Source organism: Serratia sp. JSRIV001, assembly GCF_019968745.1.
GTDB lineage: Bacteria > Pseudomonadota > Gammaproteobacteria > Enterobacterales > Enterobacteriaceae > Chania > Chania fonticola_B.
The window spans coordinates 4,924,830-4,943,263 of the sequence record NZ_CP074147.1; the positions used below are offsets into that span (position 1 = coordinate 4,924,830).

Here is an 18,434-nt window from a genome sequence, read left to right on the forward strand (position 1 = left end):
AGGCCTGCGTCCTGACGATCGTGCCGATGCGCCCAAACGCATCATCCTCGGTATGCAGGCCAAGCAGTTTGGCTACGAGTTGCAGATAGGCTTGCCCCCGCCGCCGGTCAGCCCGTATTTCGGCTTCGATCCCGAGATCAAGCAGGAGGAGGCGTGGCTGGGGGAGCGACGCTCCCCCTCAAACCTGTTACTCATGCGGAGTAATCAGGCGGTCAAGGTGCTTGGTATCGATGGGGACAACGTGGACTATACCCCCGCCCCATTCCCAGTTGAAATGCAACAAAGTGACCCACTGGCTAGACCCGGATAAAATCACCGTTCTGGCCCTACTGGAGATCCCTTTGCATGCAGGGAAAACATCTGACTCAGAAAGAGCGGTTCTACATCGAAAAACGTCGTGATGATGGGGTTAATCAGGCCACCATTGCCAGGGAGCTCCAGCTTCCGCGCTCTACCATCAGCCGGGAACTCAGACGCAATACCGACGCCGCTTTCAACGGCGTTTATTCCTGCAGAAGGGCAGAAAAACTGGCCAGAGGACGGCGTCAGAAAGCACGTCCGGATAACGTGGTTAACCAGTTTGAACCGCACATTCAAGAATTTATCAGGCATGCGCTATCTACCCACACTTCACCTGAAGTCATCAGTGGACGCCTGTTCCTGGAATTGGGTTTATCGGTCAGCAAGAACTCGCTCTATCGCTATATCCAGCAGGAGCGCCAGGCCGGCGGAGACCTGTATCAACAGCTCCCCCATCGGGGTAAGCGGTATAACTATCAGACCGACCAGGCCAACCGTGGTCCTATTCCCAACCGCGTTGGCATTGAGCACCGGCCTGCCGAAGCGGACCTCAAACAACAGCCCGGACACTTTGAAATTGATACCATTTTTGGCAAAGACCAGAAGTCATTCCTACTGACCGTGGTCGATAAAGCCGTCAAGCTGGTCATCATTCGCAAACTGCCCAACAAGCGTGCAGAGACGGTGGTCGCCGCGTTCAGGGACATCGTCGCCAATACTTTCTGCGAGTTTAAAACCCTGACCGCCGATAACGGCCCTGAGTTTTCGCAGCACGAGGAAATAACGAAAATAACGGGAGCCACGGTCTACTTTGCCCGGCCTTATCATTCCTGGGAGCGTGGATTGAATGAGCACACTAGCGGGCTGATACGGCGGTTTTACCCGAAAGGAACAGACTTCAATCAGGTCACCCATCGCAAGGTCGCAGCACTCGAACACCTGCTCAATACGCGAGGGAGAAAATGTCTGGGCTATCGTTCTCCGAATGAGGTATTTTTAACGCACTTACAGGCGGCATAATGCCCTACCGTTTTGTTGCGTTTCGACTGGGAATGGGGCCCCGGTATGTTGCCCCACGAGTCGGTGTTCGGGCATCTTGCGGAGCCTGAGCGCTATCCCGAGATTGCCAGATTGCGCCACCTTATCAACCAGTGGCGCTTCTATCATCACTTCGATATCGCCTCCGGCTCGCCCCTACGCATTCCCCAGCCTTGCATCAGAACCCCGGTTCTGAGCCATGACGGGGGGGATCTCGCGGCGGCCTTTGCCACTATCGTCGACATTGGGGATGTCGAATTGCTGCACGGCATCCTCGCCCGTGCCTTTCCCGATGCCCGTTTCCACGTGAGCAACAGCGAAGCGGGACTCGAGATGATGATGACGCGTGAGGGGCTGCGGCGACCGCTGCGGGCCCGTGAGCTCTCCGATGGCACCTTGCGTTTTCTCTGCCTGACCGTGGCACTGCTCAGTCCGCGTCCGGCACCCTTGGTCGTGTTGAACGAGCCGGAAAGCAGCCTACATCCCGATATGCTGCCGGCGCTCGGTCAGCTGATTGGCGAGGCGTCGCGTTACTCTCAGCTCTGGGTGACGACTCACAGTCCGGTGCTGGCACAGGCGATTGAAGCCCATGCATCGTGCCGTTATATCCCGTTGCAACTGATTAACGGGGAGACCTGCCTACATGATCCGACGCGCCGTGAGTGGCGATTTGACGAGAACTAGCCAAGGCGTGTTGTCCGGCAAGGTCGTAAGTCTCTCCAAAACGGGTTAATGACGGATCTGCGCCAGCTCATCGGCAGTGAGACCCGTGGCGTTCATTACCGTCGCCAAATCAAGGCCACTGTCGAGCAGCGAACGGGCGATCTTCAGTGCGGCTTCGCGCTCGCCTTCCTGCCGCCCTTTCTCGATGCCCTTTTCGATGCCCTTTTCGATGCCGAGCTGGAGGCCTTCCAGGCGGCCTTTCTCGAGCCCTTTTTGCTCCAGTTTTTGTGCAATCGTCATAAGTACCTCTTCGTGCTGTGGCGCGCGGCGGGCCAGTTCTCGGATAAAAGCCTCCGGGGCGGCCGTATCGCCAACCTGCAGCATGTAATTCATCAATGATGCCAGTTGATCACTCGTAGTGTATCCGGCCAGCAGCAAAGTGACCAGTTGTTCCATCAGTTCAAACAGATCGCGCTGTCGGATGTGTTTCTGCAGCAGCGTCAGCGCCGCCATGCTGCGGTGGCCCATAATCTCTTCGTCGGGGATGACTGTCACATCAACCAGCGGAAACGCTGCGGTGTACAGTTTTTCCGCCAGCACGGGAGCATCAAATTCCTGCAGCCAGTTGGTCGAGTACGGATAAGGGCTGCGTTTACCGGTATAGAACAGTACCGGAATGACCAGTGGCAGCTTCTTATGGCCGGCATCGAGGTGACGCTGCATGGCGGCGACCGCATAGCGTAGCAACCTGAACGCCATGTGTTTGTCCGCCGTGGATTGGTGCTCGATAAGTACCATCACGTAACCGTCAGTACCGGCGGTAGTTTTCAGGCTGTAAAGCACGTCGCTGAAATACGGGCGCAGGCTTTCTTCGACAAAGCTTCCGGACTCCAGCTTCAGCGTGCTCAGATCACAGATAGCCTGCAGCTCTGCCGGCAAGTGCAATTGCATAAAATCCCGGGCGGTATCGGGATGCGTCAGAAACTGTTTGAAGGCCAAATCATGTGGCGTAGGGGTCTTTTTCATGAGGCTATCGTAACATGTTGGTCCCCCGGCTCACTATCGCAGCGTTGGGTTTTGTCGGTACCACGGTCAGCGGAGTCCGCTGACGCCAGCCAGCAGGTTATATGCTCGCTGACGGCGACGTCATGTAGAGCCACGCCGACTTTTTGGCCGTAAAAACGCAACTGGCAGAAGCAGAAGCCTGGGCAGTTGCCAGGAACAATTCGGTATCATGTAGTTTTTCGCGGAGTAGAGTGAGCGTCATCCCAAGACGTTGATAGGATTTGGCCGCCGGGTGTGGAGTGTTGCGGTGCTATTTAAGTATCCCTGTACCGAACCGGTTCAATCCGGTACTGTTTAAGCGGCTCTGTCGCGTTAAGGCGGCGTCAGGTAATATGCTGTTTTTTTTGTAATGTTGCCTATTAATGTCTCTGATCAGGAATGCCTTTAAACGCTTGCATTATCCCATCGATATCATCGCGCAATGTGTTCGTTGGTATCTGGCTTATGCCCTTAGCTTGCGCAATCTCGAGGAAATGATGGCTGAACGCGGCATTGCTGTTGACCATGCCACACTGCATCGCTGGGTTATCCGTCTGGTGCCGTTGTTGGACAAGGCATTCCGCCGGCATAAACGTTCGGTGGGTCGTCGATGGCGAATGGATGAAACTTACATCAAAATGAACGGGCAGTGGAAGTATCTGTACCGGGCTGTTGACACATCAGGCCAGACAATCGACTTTCTGCTCACTGCCAAACGTGATGCCGCCGCCGCATTGCGCTTCTTCCGCAAGGCCATACGTCATCACGGCGAACCCGAGGGGGTCACTATCGATAAAAGTGGGGCCAACACAGCGGCTTTGGCCACGCTCAACGCCGACAAACCCGATGAGGAAACGATTACAGTGAGGCAAAGTAAGTACCTAAACAATCTGGTTGAGCAAGATCACCGCAATATCAAACGCCGGATAAGACCGATGCTGGGATTCAAATCGTTTCGACGGGCACAGGGGCTTTTGGCGGGCATCGAATTGATCCACATGATACGCAAAGGACAATATCAGCATCCGGAAAGTGAGGTATTGTCACCTGCGGAACAATTTTATCTGTTGGCTGCCTAAATAATCGGCAACACCCACTTTGGCTGGCCTGTGCCCGTTAATGCGACAGAACCGAGCGTTATGCTCATCGACAATTTGTAGAGCATAACGCTCAGGTGACACTGATGCGCACAACACCAGAGGAAAACTACCAGCTGGGTGTTTGGATTGGCAATAAGCTCAATCTATGTAATGGGCCGGTACGTTTCATCATCCCAGAAGGCGGATTTTCAGCGTTAGATGCCCCTGGACAGCCATTCTTCGATCCGAATGCAAGACAAGCTTTTGCAGAAGGATTGGAATCTACGGTGATCCCGACGGCACAACGCCAAATTATCAGAACGTCTCACCACATCAATGCACCTGAGTTTTGTTCGCTTGTAATTGAGCAGTTCCAGAATGTAATGCAACACCAGGGAACAGCTTATGATTCAACACCAGGGAAATCCTTATGAAAAACTACAATATAGTAAAAGAAAAGCTGCAACTGAAAGTCCTGCGTCAGGAACCGATTATCGGTGCCGGGGCAGGAACGGGCCTATCCGCACGATGTGAAGAAGCTGGCGGAGTCGATTTGATTGTAATCTATAACAGTGGTCGCTTCAGAATGGCTGGGCGTGGTTCGCTGGCGGGGTTAATGCCGTACGGTAACGCCAACAAGATTGTGCGTGAAATGGGTAATGAAGTGCTGCCAGTAGTAAAAGAAACGCCCGTACTGGCTGGCGTTTGTGGAACAGATCCCTTTTGCAATATTCCTCATTTCCTGGAAGAACTGAAAGCGCAGGGATTTACAGGTGTTCAAAACTTTCCGACCGTTGGCCTGATTGATGGAAACTTCCGTAAAAATTTGGAAGAGACAGGAATGGGTTATGGTCTGGAGGTAGATATGATCCGTCAGGCTCATGAAAAAGGGATGCTGACCACACCGTATGTATTTAACGAGCAAGATGCAGTTGCCATGACTGAAGCTGGTGCTGATGTCATTGTGGTGCATATGGGGTTGACCACTGGGGGCGATATTGGAGCAGATACCGCACAGAATTTAGAGTCTTGCGTCCCTGTGATCAATGCTTGCGCCGCAGCTGCAAAAGCAGTACGAGAGGATGTGATCGTGCTGTGTCACGGAGGACCTATTGCAGAGCCAGATGACGCAGCCTATATACTGTCCCATTGTCCTGACTGCCACGGTTTTTACGGGGCAAGCTCGATGGAACGTTTACCTACAGAAGTAGCGATTAAAAATATCGTTAATGAGTTTAAGAAAATAAAAAGGAATTAATAATCAGTATATTAACCCTGCTAATAAAAAGACATGTAAAGTAAAATGTAAAAACAAACAACTAGACATTTTTGATGCGTAGTTGTTTGCCTTACCGACTGAGACCAAGCGGTCTACGTTCGAATCTATTAGTATCAGTTAATATGATGCTAATATAATGACTGTATTCTAGTGAAAGCGCTTTTGATTTAAGTTATCAATCAATAATGGCTGTATAAGAGGTTGCTGATGAGTATATATGAGAGTGAGTGTAAAAGGTATTCAGAGTTGTTTTTATCCAAGATGGAAGAAAAATTTAAACTGAAGGAGGCTGAAAATAATGAAATACGCAAACATCAAATGCGGTATCTTTTTTTGGTGTTACTGGTTGAGCAAGTGGTTAAATCAAGCAGTTGGGGCATGTTGACCTGTTTAAGAGCAACTGAAACATGTAAAAAGCCGGTTGATAATAAATATATCCCCATTGATTTGTGCTATAGCATCATCGCAAATTCGTCAGGAGAAAAGTTAAGTTTATTACCTTGCGATGACAGTTTTGACATGATTGCTATGCGCTGGGAAACACCTAGAAATGAAAGCAGTGAGCGTGATGATTTATTGATTTTTTGGAATGATGGCCAGTGGGATCTCCGATTTGGGATAAACTCAAACGACCAGGGACGGGTGGATGAGAACGCTATCCGCTACATTCTGCATAAACACTTTTTCAATGATTCACACTGAGGTGGTCGGAAACCACCAATCCGTATGGATGAGATCTTCTCCCTCGTACCAGATTGGTCGTTTCCGTTCTCTGCAGTTCTCGGAAGGTTCACACAACGCTTGATTCATGGGGTCCTAGCTGGCCAACATCGACAGGATTAGAAACGTTAGGCTATGAGTTTCCAGATGTAAAAATGTGCCAAAATGGCTCTTTTTTTGTTTATTAATTTGCCAATATGGCATATATTTACTGTGTAAATTTAGTGGTTAGTTGGAACGTACATGACAGGTTTTGAGCTAAAAATGTGGCGAAAAGGGTTGAAATGGACTCAGGCACAGGCAGCTGACGAGTTTGGTATTTCTCTACGTTCTTACGTTCGTTATGAAAATACAGCTCCACCCCGCGTGGTGCAACTAGCGATAACGGCGTTGTCATTAAAGTTCATGATGAATGATATCAATTGCCTGGACGCCGATTTGTTACGAACAAGGTTGCGTATCTTAGCAAGCAGTATTCATTAATTTCAAGCAAAGGGATGTTGAGATGAACAAAGAACTGATAATAGCTATATTTCGACAAGTAACGTTTTATGGATCTACAAGTCAAAAACCGCTCATATTTGCTCTTGTTGGCCTATGGAGAGTTATTTTAATCGCTTGTTTACTTGCAGTATTGGGGATTGTCTGTTCACCTGTATTCATATATCTGGATATTATTCCTCAGTCGAGGTCATTATTTTTCGATATTTTCTTTTATCCAATGACGGGGCTGGCGATAGTCGCTTTTTTTGCAGGAATGTTTGGCATGACATCAGCGATGATTGAAATGTTAGTGTCGCTAGGGAAACTCGGGCAAGTGAAAGAATGAAACCAGGCAACATGTTTTGGACCTATATAGCAGTGGCGGTATTAACAGGCATCAACCTGTTAGCATTACCTATCATGTTAGGTCCACTGTTGTGGGGGGAGCGTTTTTTCAATCATGTTTATCTGGATAAATCATCTGGGTATTATCGCGACAAACACCTCCTGGTGAACTGGCTCTCGGTGCTGGCCGTGATCTCGCCAGTGCAGACCACCTGGCTCGATGCGTAAAGGTCATCGGCGAGATCTGCTTTTCCCGCAGTGATTGCTGAACTGGAAGAGAAAGACCGGGATAATGCAGGGCTAGGTCTGAAATCATTAGATTGAAGCCTAGCGTACGTTTCCGTTTCATTGGACTTCCCCCCCCCTTATACCATAGGAATATAGTATGACAGAAGACCAAACAAGAATAGATCGAGCTATCGAACTAGCCTGCCTTTATGGCGGAACTGATGAAATGCATCATTTGCAATGGGTCTTGGATCAAATGGTTAGAGAGCTGGCTGGAGAACGCTATGATCAGATTGTGGCTGATGCAATAAAGGGGGAGGATGGCCCTGACACCTACAGATGGAATGTTGGGATTGCACCATGACATGCCAGCTCCGTTGGGACCGCCTTTACGTTCTCTGCCCTTCCGGGATCGTCCTTTCCGTCCTCTGTTGAAGTCGGAAATCCATGTATCAACATTGTTGACATCTAACGGTGATTTGATTATTGTTTATACAGTGTAGATACATTGCAACTGATAAGGAGGGGATTATGTCTCAAGTTGTGGTTAAAAAATGGGGTAACAGCCCGTCAGTCCGTCTTCCTGTCGCCGTCATGAAAGCAGCGTCGCTCAACGTGGATGATACCGTTGAGGTGAGTGTCGAAGAAGGGCGTATCGTCATTGTACCGGTGCGAGCCAAGGTCTATTCACTAGACGGCTTGCTGGCAGGCGTGACTGACGAGAATATTCACCAGGCAGTGTCGTTTGGTGAGCCTGTTGGCAAAGAGGCACTGTGATGGTTAAAGGTTATGTTCCTGACGCCGGTGATATTGTCTGGTTAGAGTTTGATCCCCAGGCAGGGCATGAACAAGCGGGCCATCGCCCTGCTTTAGTGCTCAGTCCCGCTGTATACAACGGGCGGATTGGGTTAATGCTGTGCTGCCCGATGACAACCAAAATCAAAGGGTATCCTTTTGAAGTCATTGTCCCTGGTGAACGTGAGAGTGCAGTCCTTGCCGATCAAGTTAAGAGCCTGGATTGGAAAGAACGTAATGCAACAAAAAAGGGACAGGTACCTGCGTCGGTACTGTCGGATGTTCGTGCAAAGGCAAAAGCCTTAATAGGGTAATCATGGAGGAATTATGAAAGATAAAATAACCGTTTTAACACGCGAGCAATTAAAAGGAAACGATAATATTTTAAATCCTATTGCTGAGCTTCGTAATGAACCACAAGTTATAATGAATATCATGCACGAGATATCCGATAGTAAATTATCGGGAGATAAATATTTACGCGCTAAAGAAATAATTATTGATGTTTGTCAGAAAAATGAAAAGCCAACATTACTAATGCTTGTGAATGCATGGAAAGCTGATCCTATGCTTGAAGATTTTGCTGAATCTATTGCCGTAAACGCTCTTCCACGTGCTCATGGCCACCTTTTTGATGATTAAAGTTATATAGGGTCAATGTAATAATTGGCTATATAACCCATGAAAGTCACAAGGATATAGGTATGAAAAGGAAAAGTGACAAAGCTCTTACAATATTAATCTGATTGAAGTGGCACAAAACATGGTAGTCATTTAAAATAGGCAAAGGTGAAAAGAATATGAATCATAAATTTGTTCGTTATTTCAATTGTAGCGTAATCACTTTGTTTTACTTGTCACTCACATTATGTGCTATTTTATTTATTGCTTCTTTGAATTTAAAAATGGTAAGTTTAATTTTGTTTGCAGCGTCAACAACAAGCTTTATGGTATATTACATCTCAACCGGAAATAAAATAGGAGTTAGCCTGATTGTATTGCCAGCGCTAATTTATTTCCCCACCTCGGTAATAACGCAATATATTATAGGATATTCAGTAGAGTTGACTGAGTACATATTATATATTTTCACCGTAGGAAGCATAATCATATCTTCTTTAGTTTATGGCTTTGAATATTGGAGTGATACAAGGAAGCGGCTATCATGAAAAATGATTTAAAAATGGAATGGATGTTTCTCGGAGTGTCAGTTGTGACTGGCCTAAACTGGTTAATGCATCCATTTATGCTAGTACCAACACTCCGGGGCTTAGGCTTGGCGATTGTTTATATTTGCATAAAATTACTGACCAAAAAAAATAGAGTTTCCTATTAGTACAGTCTGGTTATTATTAGCAGCAATAGTATCAATGTGCATTATTAGTGATTTCCAATTAAATACTGAAATGCGAGTGATGTCATCGATTTTTTGCTTCTTTGCATCCTTATTCATGGCTTGGCAGCAATACGTACTCAAAAGGAAGAGGACAAAGATGTGAGCTTAACTAAAAGGCGAGATGAGTTAATTATGTGCGGTCTTAATTTAATGGGTCATGACGTGGGGAGGGGGGGGGATAAAAGGGCATGTTAAGTTCCGTTATGGAAAATTACGACAAAACGTAATGTATGTTGATATAACCACTGACCTATGGTCTGAAAGTATCAGTATATGTTGGAAACCGTATTATGCTGATGGCACAGAGGCGCCAGAATTGACGTTGACCGGATCAGAGATAAAAGCAGTGTCTTTATTTCCTCAGATACTCCTGCCTTTTTCTGATCCGGAAGTTCAGATTGATACTGTGCTTGACCAATTTGACAGGATGGGTTTAGGTCGTAGCCATGACCATCATGCGGCAGATCTACTCTGATGGGGCAGGCTCGCCCCGTTGTCCCCTCCGCGGGATCGGCCTTTCCGACATCCGTGGTTTTCGGAAGGTTCGATGTCTAGGGGGGCCGCTTGGAAAACGGAAAATTAACTACGCTAAGAGGGAGCAGTTTGGAGATCGGGAATTTTTGTACGCTAAGCGTATAAAATACATAAAGTTACGCTCTTAGCGTTCGTTTTCGTTCCATTGGGGAGAGCATGAAAAAGTGTGGGGCAGTCACCGAATGTATCGCCTGCTGGGGCTAGAATATCCAACATTATTTCATAACAATACCTGCTATCTGGCTATGAAGATCTACGTCATCAAAATTACTGTTCGTGGCGTAAGTCCCATGGTCTGGCGTCGGCTAAGAATCGCTGTTGATACGTCGCTGGCCGCACTTCACTCCATTTTCCAGATCGTGCAGGGCTGGGGTGATGATTACCTCCATCAGTTTCATATTTACGGCAAAGATTACGGTATCTCTTACGACGGTGGCATTGGCTTTCCGGATAACCCGTTCCAGACCGTGATTGATGATTTTAGTTTTGATATCGGCGATCGCTTTACCTACGAATACAACTTCTTTGAGCACTGGCTTCATGACGTTCGGGTTGAGGCCATTCATGAAGACTCAACGCTGAAAACACCATTTTGTATGAGCGGCCATGGCATGCCCGGAGCAACGGCTGCGGATGAAGCGGATAAGACGCTGGCTTTTCTGGAGGCCATCGTTAATGCGGATGATGCAACAACGGTCGGAGAAATCCGGATCTTTGTTGACGACCTGGATGCTGTTCGGTTCAATCGCAATAAAATCAACAGGCAATTGAGCAAACTCGACCTGGCGGCGCCAGCACTGGAACCTGAAGTGATCTGGTTGGATCGCCGCCGCTGACGGATATCTATAAAGGTGTCCTTCTCTAATTCAGGAAATTGGCGCGCTCAGGACCAGAGGTGTCAGACTCAGGATCGCCTGCGACCACGTAAGCCTCGGCATTTCAATATATTATAAACTTCGCAACCAGATGAAAAACCAGTAACCAGGAGATAATCCCACCACCGCAGGAGGCAACGATGAAATTGACGCTCCAGATAGTTATAACCGATGAGTCAGGCGTGAGCCGAACGGAAGAACTGATGACATTACAGAAGTCAGGAGATGCCCGAAATGATATCGGATTATCGCTTTCAGAGTCGAAGAGCTTGCTGAATACCGTCCAGCAGTCAATGGTTCAGCAGCAGGCGGACGAATACACTCACCAGCATATCCAGTGTCCTCACTGCCTTGCAGCGCGCAGAATCAAAGGCCGGCAGAAAATACAGTACCGGACACTGTTTGGCATTATTCCCGTATCGGGGCTCCGGGTGTACAGATGCCGCTGCGAAAAAAGTACAACAAAGACCGTCAGCCTTCTCAGTGACTGGGCGGGCGATCACACTCATCCTGCCCTGAAATATATAGAAACCCGCAGGGCCTCAATGATCTCGTATGAAATGACGACCCGTCTGCTGAAAGATATTCTGCCAGTGGGAGACAGCCTAAATGCCTCAACGGTGAGGAATAACTTATGTCAGGTGGCGCAGCGCCTTGATGCAGAGGCAGAAGCGAATTCTGGCTTTCTTTCCGGTTGCCCCCGCGACTGGGGGAACCTGCCCAGACCAGGTAAACCGCTTGTGGTAGGTATTGATGGGGGTTATGTTCGGGATCGGGACGACAAAAAGCGAAATTTTGAAATTATTGCCGGCAAATCCTTTTCAGTCGGGTCTCCGACAGACACGCGCCGCTTTGGTTTTGTCCAGAATGACGACTGCCATCCGGAACGCAGACTAATGGCACACCTCTCCGCCCAGGGAATGCAGGCCAACCAGCAGATATTTTTTTATCCGATGGCGCGGATAACCTGAGGGAACTGCAGTAATTTTGTTGCGTTAATGACATATAAGCAATACGACGCAATAACGCGTATAAGACAAAGCATGTGTCGATTTCGCGTCGGAATTTATGGTTTTGACGCTATCACTGTTCAAATGCTCCCGCTGATCCAATTTGCAGCCGCGAGGTTGCCATGCTCAATAAAAAACACCATTTTTCAATTGGTTATTTTTTTTCTGAACCTGTTGTTTCTTAAAAATACAATAGCATTAAACGATCGATAGTGTATTTTCAATTTGTTTAACCTATAGATTAAATCAATCAATCAAGACTGATTGATCTGTTAAACCGATCAATGTATGATGCGTTTCAAGATAAGTGCCAATGTCAGTCCAAAGCCGTTCGCAAGCATCACAGACTCATTGGGCGTTAAATATACAGGGGCGAACTTCCATGGTGTTGTATTTCAAACGTGTTATTTAGAGGCTCAAATTCGGTAACCTGTTGGTCTCTGTGCATGTTCGTCCATTTTTAGGTTTCCACACGAATCCGTGTGATGTGCGTGTTACTGCCATGACGATGGCCATGCCCCTGATACCCAAGCAGAAAAACAGACAGCGTGGTGTTATGACACAAAAAATTCTCAAAAATGCAGCGCTGCGCCTTCTGGTTGAAAGCGGCAGCGTCAGTGCCTTAAACGTGGTTGGGACTGATGGCGGCTGGATATTAAAGGTTAAGTACGGTCTGAGTGAGCAGACCCTGGCGTCACAGGCTCGCCCGGTCAGGGTGTTCAAAAAGCTGGACACATTGGTCATGTACCTCAAAAAAATTGGGGTTGAACAATTTGATATCGATACATCAGGTTATTCCATTGATGCACGCGCCGGCCTCACTCGTCCGGATCGCTCAGTGGCGCTTAAGCGGATACATGAGGCTGCAGCAAGTCATGTGGAACCAATTAAAAGATAACCTGACGATTAACCTACGTCATGAATGGAATAATTAATGACAATTGTTTCAAGGAAAACACGAACTCCCCCAATGATAGAGGGTGATGGTAAACTGAGTTTTCTTGCCACCACCAAACGGAGGGTATTCTGAATAATATGTCATTGTTTTCCGGCGTCGCAGGTGATGGCTTTGTTGCCTTTTTCACTCTCACTCTCACCCTCACTGATTAAGTGGTGAGAATAAAAAAGTAAATATATATCATAAAAATCTTACAGTTAAATGGGTGACTGGAATCTGTAAGTTACGTTTCAATAATGAGATAAGTGAACAACACCATGATGAGAAAATGAAGATAATCCACCTGTGAAATCATTGTGATTTTCACAATGTAAACAATCATTCTTTACTGGGCATTTTAACGCTCAATACAGTGTATGAGTGAGAGCTAAATTATTATTTCTCCTCATACTGCATTCGATATGCACACTTTTTCAATAAACTCTAAACATGGCTAAACAGTATGAAAATTAAGTTAATTTCTTCTATCATCGCAGTCTCGTCACTTGCATTTCCGATGATCTCTTCCGCTGCAACAACAGTTAATGGTGGAACCATCAAATTTACAGGTGAAGTCGTTAACGCCGCCTGCGCAGTTGATGCCGGCTCATCCGATATGACAGTTCGTCTTGGGCAAGTCCGCACGGCCATGCTTAATCAGGCAGGAGCAAAAAGTGGTCACCAGTCTTTTACTATCGTCCTGAAAGACTGCGACACTACCGTATCAACTAAAGCATCTGTGGCTTTCCAAGGAGTTGCGAGTGGTTCAACTGGGGGAGCGATACCAACACCTTTTGATAACGTTTTGGGGTTGAGTGGCGGTGCCGCAGGGCAGGCGACAAATGTAGGTATTCAGCTTTTCTCTGACAATGACACAACGCCATTGAAAGTCGATGGCACTCAGTTCTCCACGCCGAAAACACTGAGTGATGGTGAAAACAGGCTTTCTTTCATGGCTGCATACTATGCAACCGGCGTAGCTACTGCGGGCTCGGCTAACGCAGAAGCAAACTTTAAGGTTCAGTACCAATAATTCTCACTGCAAGGAAGCACTCAAGGTCAGGATGACCTGTTTTGCGTAGCCCGCCCAGGAGAAAAGCTATGTTGAAAATGCAATCGGCGTTTTTTTTGATGCTGCTGCCTCCTGTTGTCTTCGCTGGTAATCAATGGAACGTGACAGTCGCAGGTGGAAACATGCGATTTCAGGGAGAGATTATTGCTGAGGCCTGCCGTGTTGAAGCGGGGAGTCATAACATGACCGTGATTATGGGACAGGTTAGCAGCAACCGGTTTCACGCTGTAGGAGAGGACGCGGGACCTACCCCCTTTGAAATTAATCTGTTGGACTGCAGCACCGCGGTAAGCCAACGGGTTAGCGTGGCTTTTCATGGTATAGCCGATGGCAAAAACCCGGAGCTCCTGTCAGTCGGCGAGGGGAATGGTGTGGCATCGGGCGTTGGAGTGGCCATTTTTGATGAAAAGAACCAGTTAATCCCGGTCAATGGCCCCGTGCGTTCTTGGACCACATTACCCAATGACGGCCCTTTATCTGTGCATTTTGTCGCTAAATACCGCGCTACCGGGCATACCGTAACGGGTGGTGCAGCCAATGCTGAGGCCTGGTTTTCCCTGACATATGAATAACGCGTGGTTTTTGCAATACATCACACGTTCACCGAAAAGACAAAATCACTATACCGGAGTTGTAGTAATCCATGTTTACCAAAATGAATCCCCAACATATGCCAGTATCAGTGGCTCGCCTTTTGCTGACCGCTATTGTCGGTACGGCTATCATGCTTGGCGCCACTCATGCAGATGCCGGTGTGGCTCTTGGCACCACACGCGTGATATACCCGTCTGACCAAAAGCAAGTGCAATTGGCGGTCACTAACAACGATGAAAAAAGCACCTTTCTGATACAGTCATGGGTGGAGAATAGTGACGGAAAAAAAGATGGGCGTTTTGTGATTACACCGCCGCTGTTTGCCATGCAGGGAAAAAAAGAAAATACCCTGCGTATTATCGATGCAACCAATAACAAGCTTCCCCAGGACCGCGAAAGTCTCTTCTGGATTAATGTGAAGGCCATTCCCTCTGCCAGCAAGGTCGAGAAGAGTGAGAACACCTTGCAACTGGCTATTACCAGTCGTATCAAACTCTATTATCGTCCTGTCGGACTGACGTTGAAACCGGAGATTGCGGCAGAAAAGCTGCGCTTCAGTCGTCAGGGGACGGAGTTGAAACTCATTAATCCCACGCCGTATTTTCTGACGGTCACTGAGTTGAACGCCGGTACCCGCATCCTGGAGAATGCACTCGTGCCTCCGATGGGAGAAACCACGGTAAAAATGCCCACAGACGCCGGAACAGCCATCACCTATAAAACCATCAACGACTACGGTGCAGTGACGCCCCAGATGAAAGGGGTGATGCAGTAATACGGTGTCTGTCACATCGGTAGTGGATGCCACCGAGTGATGAAATATCAAGTTCCCCTTGAGCGATGTGTGTTGTCGCAGAGGTGGGGGTCTTTTACTGAAGTAGGGAGCAGGCCGTTTCGGCTCACAGACCGTTATGTTTTCAGAAAGAATCTCTGTACGTCGTTACGTGCTGGCGCCACTTGCTGCGTTGATGGTACCGGTGTTTCCGATCAGCGCCGAGTTATATTTCAACCCCCGTTTTCTGTCTGACGACCCGGCGGCAGTGGCTGACCTCTCGCGGTTTGAAGGTGGTCAGGAACTGCCACCCGGCACTTACCGGGTTGATATTTATCTTAATAATGCCTTCGTTGCTACCCGAGATGTTGCATTTCAGGCACAGGAGGGGCAACAGGACTTGATGGCGTGTCTTACCGCCAAGCAGTTGCTTGGCTTCGGCGTCAATACTCGTACCATCCCCGGCGTGTCAGTGCTGGCTGCTGATGCCTGTATCCCATTCAAGGAGGTGATGCCTGATGCCACACAACAATTTGATACCAGCCAACAACGACTGTATCTGACTGTGCCACAAATCTATATGGGTAATACAGCGCGAGGCTATATCTCACCCGAGTATTGGGATAGCGGTATAACTGGTGCACGTCTGAACTACAGTCTTACCGGTAACCAAGCCCGCAGTCGTCACGGAGGCAATAGTCAGTATGCCTATATGAACCTCAATGGTGGGGTGAATATGGGGTCCTGGCGCCTACGAGATAATAGCACCTGGAGCTACAGCAGTGGCGGGGGGGCGACTGCACAAAAAAACACCTGGCAGCACATTAATACTTATGCCGAACGTGACATCGTTCCCTTGCGCTCACGCCTGACGCTGGGTGACAGTACCACCGCTGGCGATATTTTTGACGGTGTCCAGTTCAGAGGCATCCGTGTAGCCACCGATGACAATATGCTTCCAGACAGCCAGAAGGGGTTTGCGCCGGTTATTCGTGGTATTGCCAGGGGGACGGCCAAGGTATCGGTCCGCCAGAATGGCTATGAGATTTACCAGACAACGGTCCCGCCCGGCCCCTTCGAGATTAACGACCTGTATGCAGCAGGTAACAGTGGCGACTTGCAAGTGACTATCCGTGAGGCTGACGGCAGTACGCGCAGCTTCAATGTGCCTTATTCCTCCGTTCCAGCATTGTTGAGAGAGGGGCATTCTCGCTTTGAGTTGACGGTGGCGGAATACCGTAGTGGGAGTAGGCAGCAGCAATCACCGACGTTTGTTCAAGGGTCGCTAATGCGCGGTCTTCCCGATGGGTGGACCCTGTATGGTGGGGCGCAATTGTCTGACAAATTCCACGCATTCAACGCGGGTGTTGGCAAGAATATGGGATATTTTGGGGCCATGTCCCTTGATATCACTGATGCCAATGCCACGCTGCCGGATGACAGTGAGCATCGGGGGCAGTCAGTACGTTTCCTTTACAACAAGTCGCTGAGCGATACGGGGACCAACCTCCAGTTGCTCGGCTATCGCTATTCGACGCAGGGTTACTTTACGCTGGCTGACACTGCCTGGGAGAAAATGAGTGGTTATACCATCCAGACGCAGGACGGCCCGCTGCAAATCGAACCGAAATACACGGATTATTACAATCTTGCTTACAGTAAGCGTGGCAGGCTTCAAGTGAACGTTTCGCAACAAATTGGCCGAGAAACCTCATTGTATCTGAGTGCAAGTCGGCAGTCCTACTGGCGTACACGCAAAGCGGATGAGCAGCTTCAGGCGGGACTCAGCTCTGTCACGGGGGGCGTCAACTGGAGTATGAATTACAGCCTGACGAAAAATGCCTGGCAGGATGAGCGTGACCATCTGGTGTCATTCAACATGAGCATTCCATTCAGTTACTGGATGGGCTCCAACAGCAAGTCGGTCTTGCGAAACTCGCGGGCCAGTTACAGCACATCGAATGACCTTGATGGAAAGATGACCCAACTTGCCGGTGTCAGCGGTACGCTGACCGAAGACAACAACCTGAATTACAGCGTACAGACCGGTTATTCAGGGGGGGGCAATCAGGCCAGCGGTTCAACAGGGTATGCCGCGCTGAACTACACCGGCCGCCTGGCGAATGCGAATGTCGGCTACAGCCAGAGCGACAGTTATAGCCAGTTCTATTATGGTGTGAGCGGCGGTGTTTTGGCCCACGAGAATGGCGTTACCCTCAGCCAACCGCTTAATGACACGGTGGTATTGGTCAAAGTACCTGGTGCAGCTAATGTGAAAGTGGACGGTCAGAAAGGCGTGCGAACAGACTGGCGTGGCTACGCTGTTATCCCGTATGCCATGAATTACCGTGAAAACCGTATTGCACTGGACACGAACACCCTGGCGAGCAACGTTGATTTGGAAGACGCCGTCACGACGGTCATTCCTTCGCAGGGGGCTATTGTTCGTGCTGATTTTCAGGCCAACGTGGGCCTAAAAGTGCTTATGACACTCAATAAAAATGGCAAACCGGTTCCGTTTGGGGCTATCGCAACCGCGTCGGGCAACCAATCCGGCAGTATTGTGGCTGACGGGGGGCAGGTTTATCTCACCGGCCTGCCATTGACGGGGCAGGTATTTGCCAAATGGGGGGATAGCCCCGAAGCGCAATGCAAGGCGGACTACCGGTTGCCACCGGAGAGTGCGCAGCGTGCGCTGAACGAAATCAGTGCGGAGTGCGAGTGAACAAGATGATGAACGGACGACTTTACTCCCTGTGCCTGTGTGGGGTGCTGTTCAGTGGTATCAGCCATACTGTTGACGCAAGCACGATAACGATTACCGGCAACATACGCGATAACGCCTGTGCGGTTGCAGCTTCTTCCACCACAGTGAATGTGGACCTGTTGGTGAATGCAGCCAAGCAACTCAGTTCGGCCGGAGCGACTACGCCAGCGGTACCCTTCAGTATTGAATTGTCGCCCTGTGGTCCAATGGCGACGAATGTGAAAGTCGGGTTTACCGACACTAGCCGTATACCCGACACCCCCCTGCTGGCGCTGGATAACACGTCATCGGCAGCTGGAATGGGGGTACAACTGCTGGACAGCACCAGGACTGGCATAAAACTGAATGCCGACTCAACTAATCTCCAGTGGATCCCGTTAAAGGGGGGGCAGCCCAATACGTTGAACTTTTATGCAAGACTGATGGCAACAGGGGCGACGGTGAGTGCTGGCACAGTGAGTGCCACCGCCGGTTTTACCCTTGAGTTTGAGTAAATGGAGCTT

At 48.8% G+C, this 18,434-nt stretch carries 21 protein-coding genes and 2 pseudogenes; 22 read left to right on the top strand and 1 reads right to left on the bottom strand.

The genetic code is table 11. From position 1 onward, the window contains the following. Positions 1–345 precede the first annotated feature (345 nt). Positions 346–1,320: an IS30 family transposase gene (locus KGP17_RS22810; RefSeq protein ID WP_223498397.1), complete on the top strand. Its 975-nt coding sequence runs from the start codon at positions 346–348 to the stop codon at positions 1,318–1,320. 45 nt (positions 1,321–1,365) lie between these two features. Next, on the top strand, positions 1,366–2,022 hold the full coding sequence (locus KGP17_RS22815; protein WP_223498398.1) for an AAA family ATPase: 657 nt from the start codon (positions 1,366–1,368) through the stop codon (positions 2,020–2,022). 45 nt (positions 2,023–2,067) lie between these two features. Here KGP17_RS22815 and KGP17_RS22820 read toward each other — a convergent pair whose 3' ends face one another. Next, positions 2,068–3,027 (bottom strand): Rpn family recombination-promoting nuclease/putative transposase, encoded by a 960-nt coding sequence (locus tag KGP17_RS22820; protein WP_223498399.1) that lies wholly within the window; start codon positions 3,025–3,027, stop codon positions 2,068–2,070. A gap of 401 nt (positions 3,028–3,428) precedes the next feature. On the opposite strand from KGP17_RS22820, the gene KGP17_RS22825 reads away from it, so the two are divergent. The 20 genes and pseudogenes from KGP17_RS22825 to KGP17_RS22920 all read left to right on the top strand — a co-directional run bounded on the left by KGP17_RS22825 (position 3,429) and on the right by KGP17_RS22920 (position 18,425). Continuing rightward, positions 3,429–4,124, top strand: a complete 696-nt coding sequence (locus KGP17_RS22825; protein ID WP_223498400.1) for an IS6 family transposase — start codon at positions 3,429–3,431, stop codon at positions 4,122–4,124. A gap of 65 nt (positions 4,125–4,189) precedes the next feature. Next, a pseudogene (locus KGP17_RS22830) lies at positions 4,190–4,558 on the top strand (Tm-1-like ATP-binding domain-containing protein); the annotation flags it as partial. Continuing rightward, entirely contained in the window at positions 4,555–5,382 is an 828-nt protein-coding gene (locus KGP17_RS22835) for a phosphoenolpyruvate hydrolase family protein (protein ID WP_223498402.1), read from the top strand. The pseudogene KGP17_RS22830 and the gene KGP17_RS22835, both read left to right, overlap by 4 nt. A gap of 228 nt (positions 5,383–5,610) precedes the next feature. Continuing rightward, positions 5,611–6,105, top strand: a complete 495-nt coding sequence (locus KGP17_RS22840) for a hypothetical protein (protein WP_223498403.1) — start codon at positions 5,611–5,613, stop codon at positions 6,103–6,105. 261 nt (positions 6,106–6,366) lie between these two features. Further along, positions 6,367–6,606, top strand: coding sequence for a helix-turn-helix domain-containing protein (locus KGP17_RS22845; protein WP_223498404.1), 240 nt, complete (start codon positions 6,367–6,369; stop codon positions 6,604–6,606). 22 nt (positions 6,607–6,628) lie between these two features. Beyond that, positions 6,629–6,952, top strand: coding sequence for a hypothetical protein (locus KGP17_RS22850; protein ID WP_223498405.1), 324 nt, complete (start codon positions 6,629–6,631; stop codon positions 6,950–6,952). Further along, positions 6,949–7,179 (top strand): hypothetical protein, encoded by a 231-nt coding sequence (locus tag KGP17_RS22855; RefSeq protein WP_223498406.1) that lies wholly within the window; start codon positions 6,949–6,951, stop codon positions 7,177–7,179. Before KGP17_RS22850 ends, KGP17_RS22855 begins: the two co-directional genes overlap by 4 nt. Positions 7,180–7,336: 157 nt before the next feature. Further along, positions 7,337–7,543 carry a hypothetical protein gene (locus KGP17_RS22860; protein ID WP_223498407.1) on the top strand — a complete coding sequence of 69 codons (207 nt, stop codon included), beginning with the start codon at positions 7,337–7,339 and terminating at the stop codon, positions 7,541–7,543. A 167-nt stretch (positions 7,544–7,710) separates the two neighbouring features. Continuing rightward, a complete protein-coding gene (locus KGP17_RS22865) occupies positions 7,711–7,956 on the top strand; it encodes an AbrB/MazE/SpoVT family DNA-binding domain-containing protein (RefSeq protein ID WP_223498408.1) in 246 nt (81 codons plus the stop codon). Beyond that, entirely contained in the window at positions 7,956–8,288 is a 333-nt protein-coding gene (gene mazF / locus KGP17_RS22870; protein WP_223498409.1) for an endoribonuclease MazF, read from the top strand. Before KGP17_RS22865 ends, mazF begins: the two co-directional genes overlap by 1 nt. A 13-nt stretch (positions 8,289–8,301) precedes the next feature. Continuing rightward, complete coding sequence (locus tag KGP17_RS22875) at positions 8,302–8,616, top strand: hypothetical protein (protein ID WP_223498410.1); 315 nt, start codon at positions 8,302–8,304, stop codon at positions 8,614–8,616. A 523-nt stretch (positions 8,617–9,139) separates the two neighbouring features. Then, positions 9,140–9,310, top strand: a complete 171-nt coding sequence (locus KGP17_RS22880) for a hypothetical protein (protein WP_223498411.1) — start codon at positions 9,140–9,142, stop codon at positions 9,308–9,310. Between the two features lie 884 nt (positions 9,311–10,194). Continuing rightward, positions 10,195–10,740: a plasmid pRiA4b ORF-3 family protein gene (locus KGP17_RS22885; RefSeq protein WP_245398329.1), complete on the top strand. Its 546-nt coding sequence runs from the start codon at positions 10,195–10,197 to the stop codon at positions 10,738–10,740. A 179-nt stretch (positions 10,741–10,919) separates the two neighbouring features. Next, positions 10,920–11,761 (top strand): annotated as a pseudogene (locus tag KGP17_RS22890) (ISKra4 family transposase); the annotation flags it as partial. A 530-nt stretch (positions 11,762–12,291) separates the two neighbouring features. Next, positions 12,292–12,687, top strand: coding sequence for a hypothetical protein (locus KGP17_RS22895; protein ID WP_223498390.1), 396 nt, complete (start codon positions 12,292–12,294; stop codon positions 12,685–12,687). Positions 12,688–13,189: 502 nt separating this feature from the next. Next, positions 13,190–13,759 carry a fimbrial protein gene (locus tag KGP17_RS22900; RefSeq protein WP_223498391.1) on the top strand — a complete coding sequence of 190 codons (570 nt, stop codon included), beginning with the start codon at positions 13,190–13,192 and terminating at the stop codon, positions 13,757–13,759. A gap of 71 nt (positions 13,760–13,830) precedes the next feature. After that, entirely contained in the window at positions 13,831–14,370 is a 540-nt protein-coding gene (locus KGP17_RS22905; protein WP_371822215.1) for a fimbrial protein, read from the top strand. 152 nt (positions 14,371–14,522) lie between these two features. Further along, entirely contained in the window at positions 14,523–15,167 is a 645-nt protein-coding gene (locus KGP17_RS22910) for a fimbria/pilus periplasmic chaperone (RefSeq protein WP_223499712.1), read from the top strand. Between the two features lie 136 nt (positions 15,168–15,303). After that, a complete protein-coding gene (locus KGP17_RS22915; RefSeq protein ID WP_029712213.1) occupies positions 15,304–17,889 on the top strand; it encodes a fimbrial biogenesis usher protein in 2,586 nt (861 codons plus the stop codon). 5 nt (positions 17,890–17,894) lie between these two features. Beyond that, positions 17,895–18,425 carry a fimbrial protein gene (locus KGP17_RS22920; protein WP_223499714.1) on the top strand — a complete coding sequence of 177 codons (531 nt, stop codon included), beginning with the start codon at positions 17,895–17,897 and terminating at the stop codon, positions 18,423–18,425. The last annotated feature ends 9 nt before the right edge of the window (positions 18,426–18,434 follow it).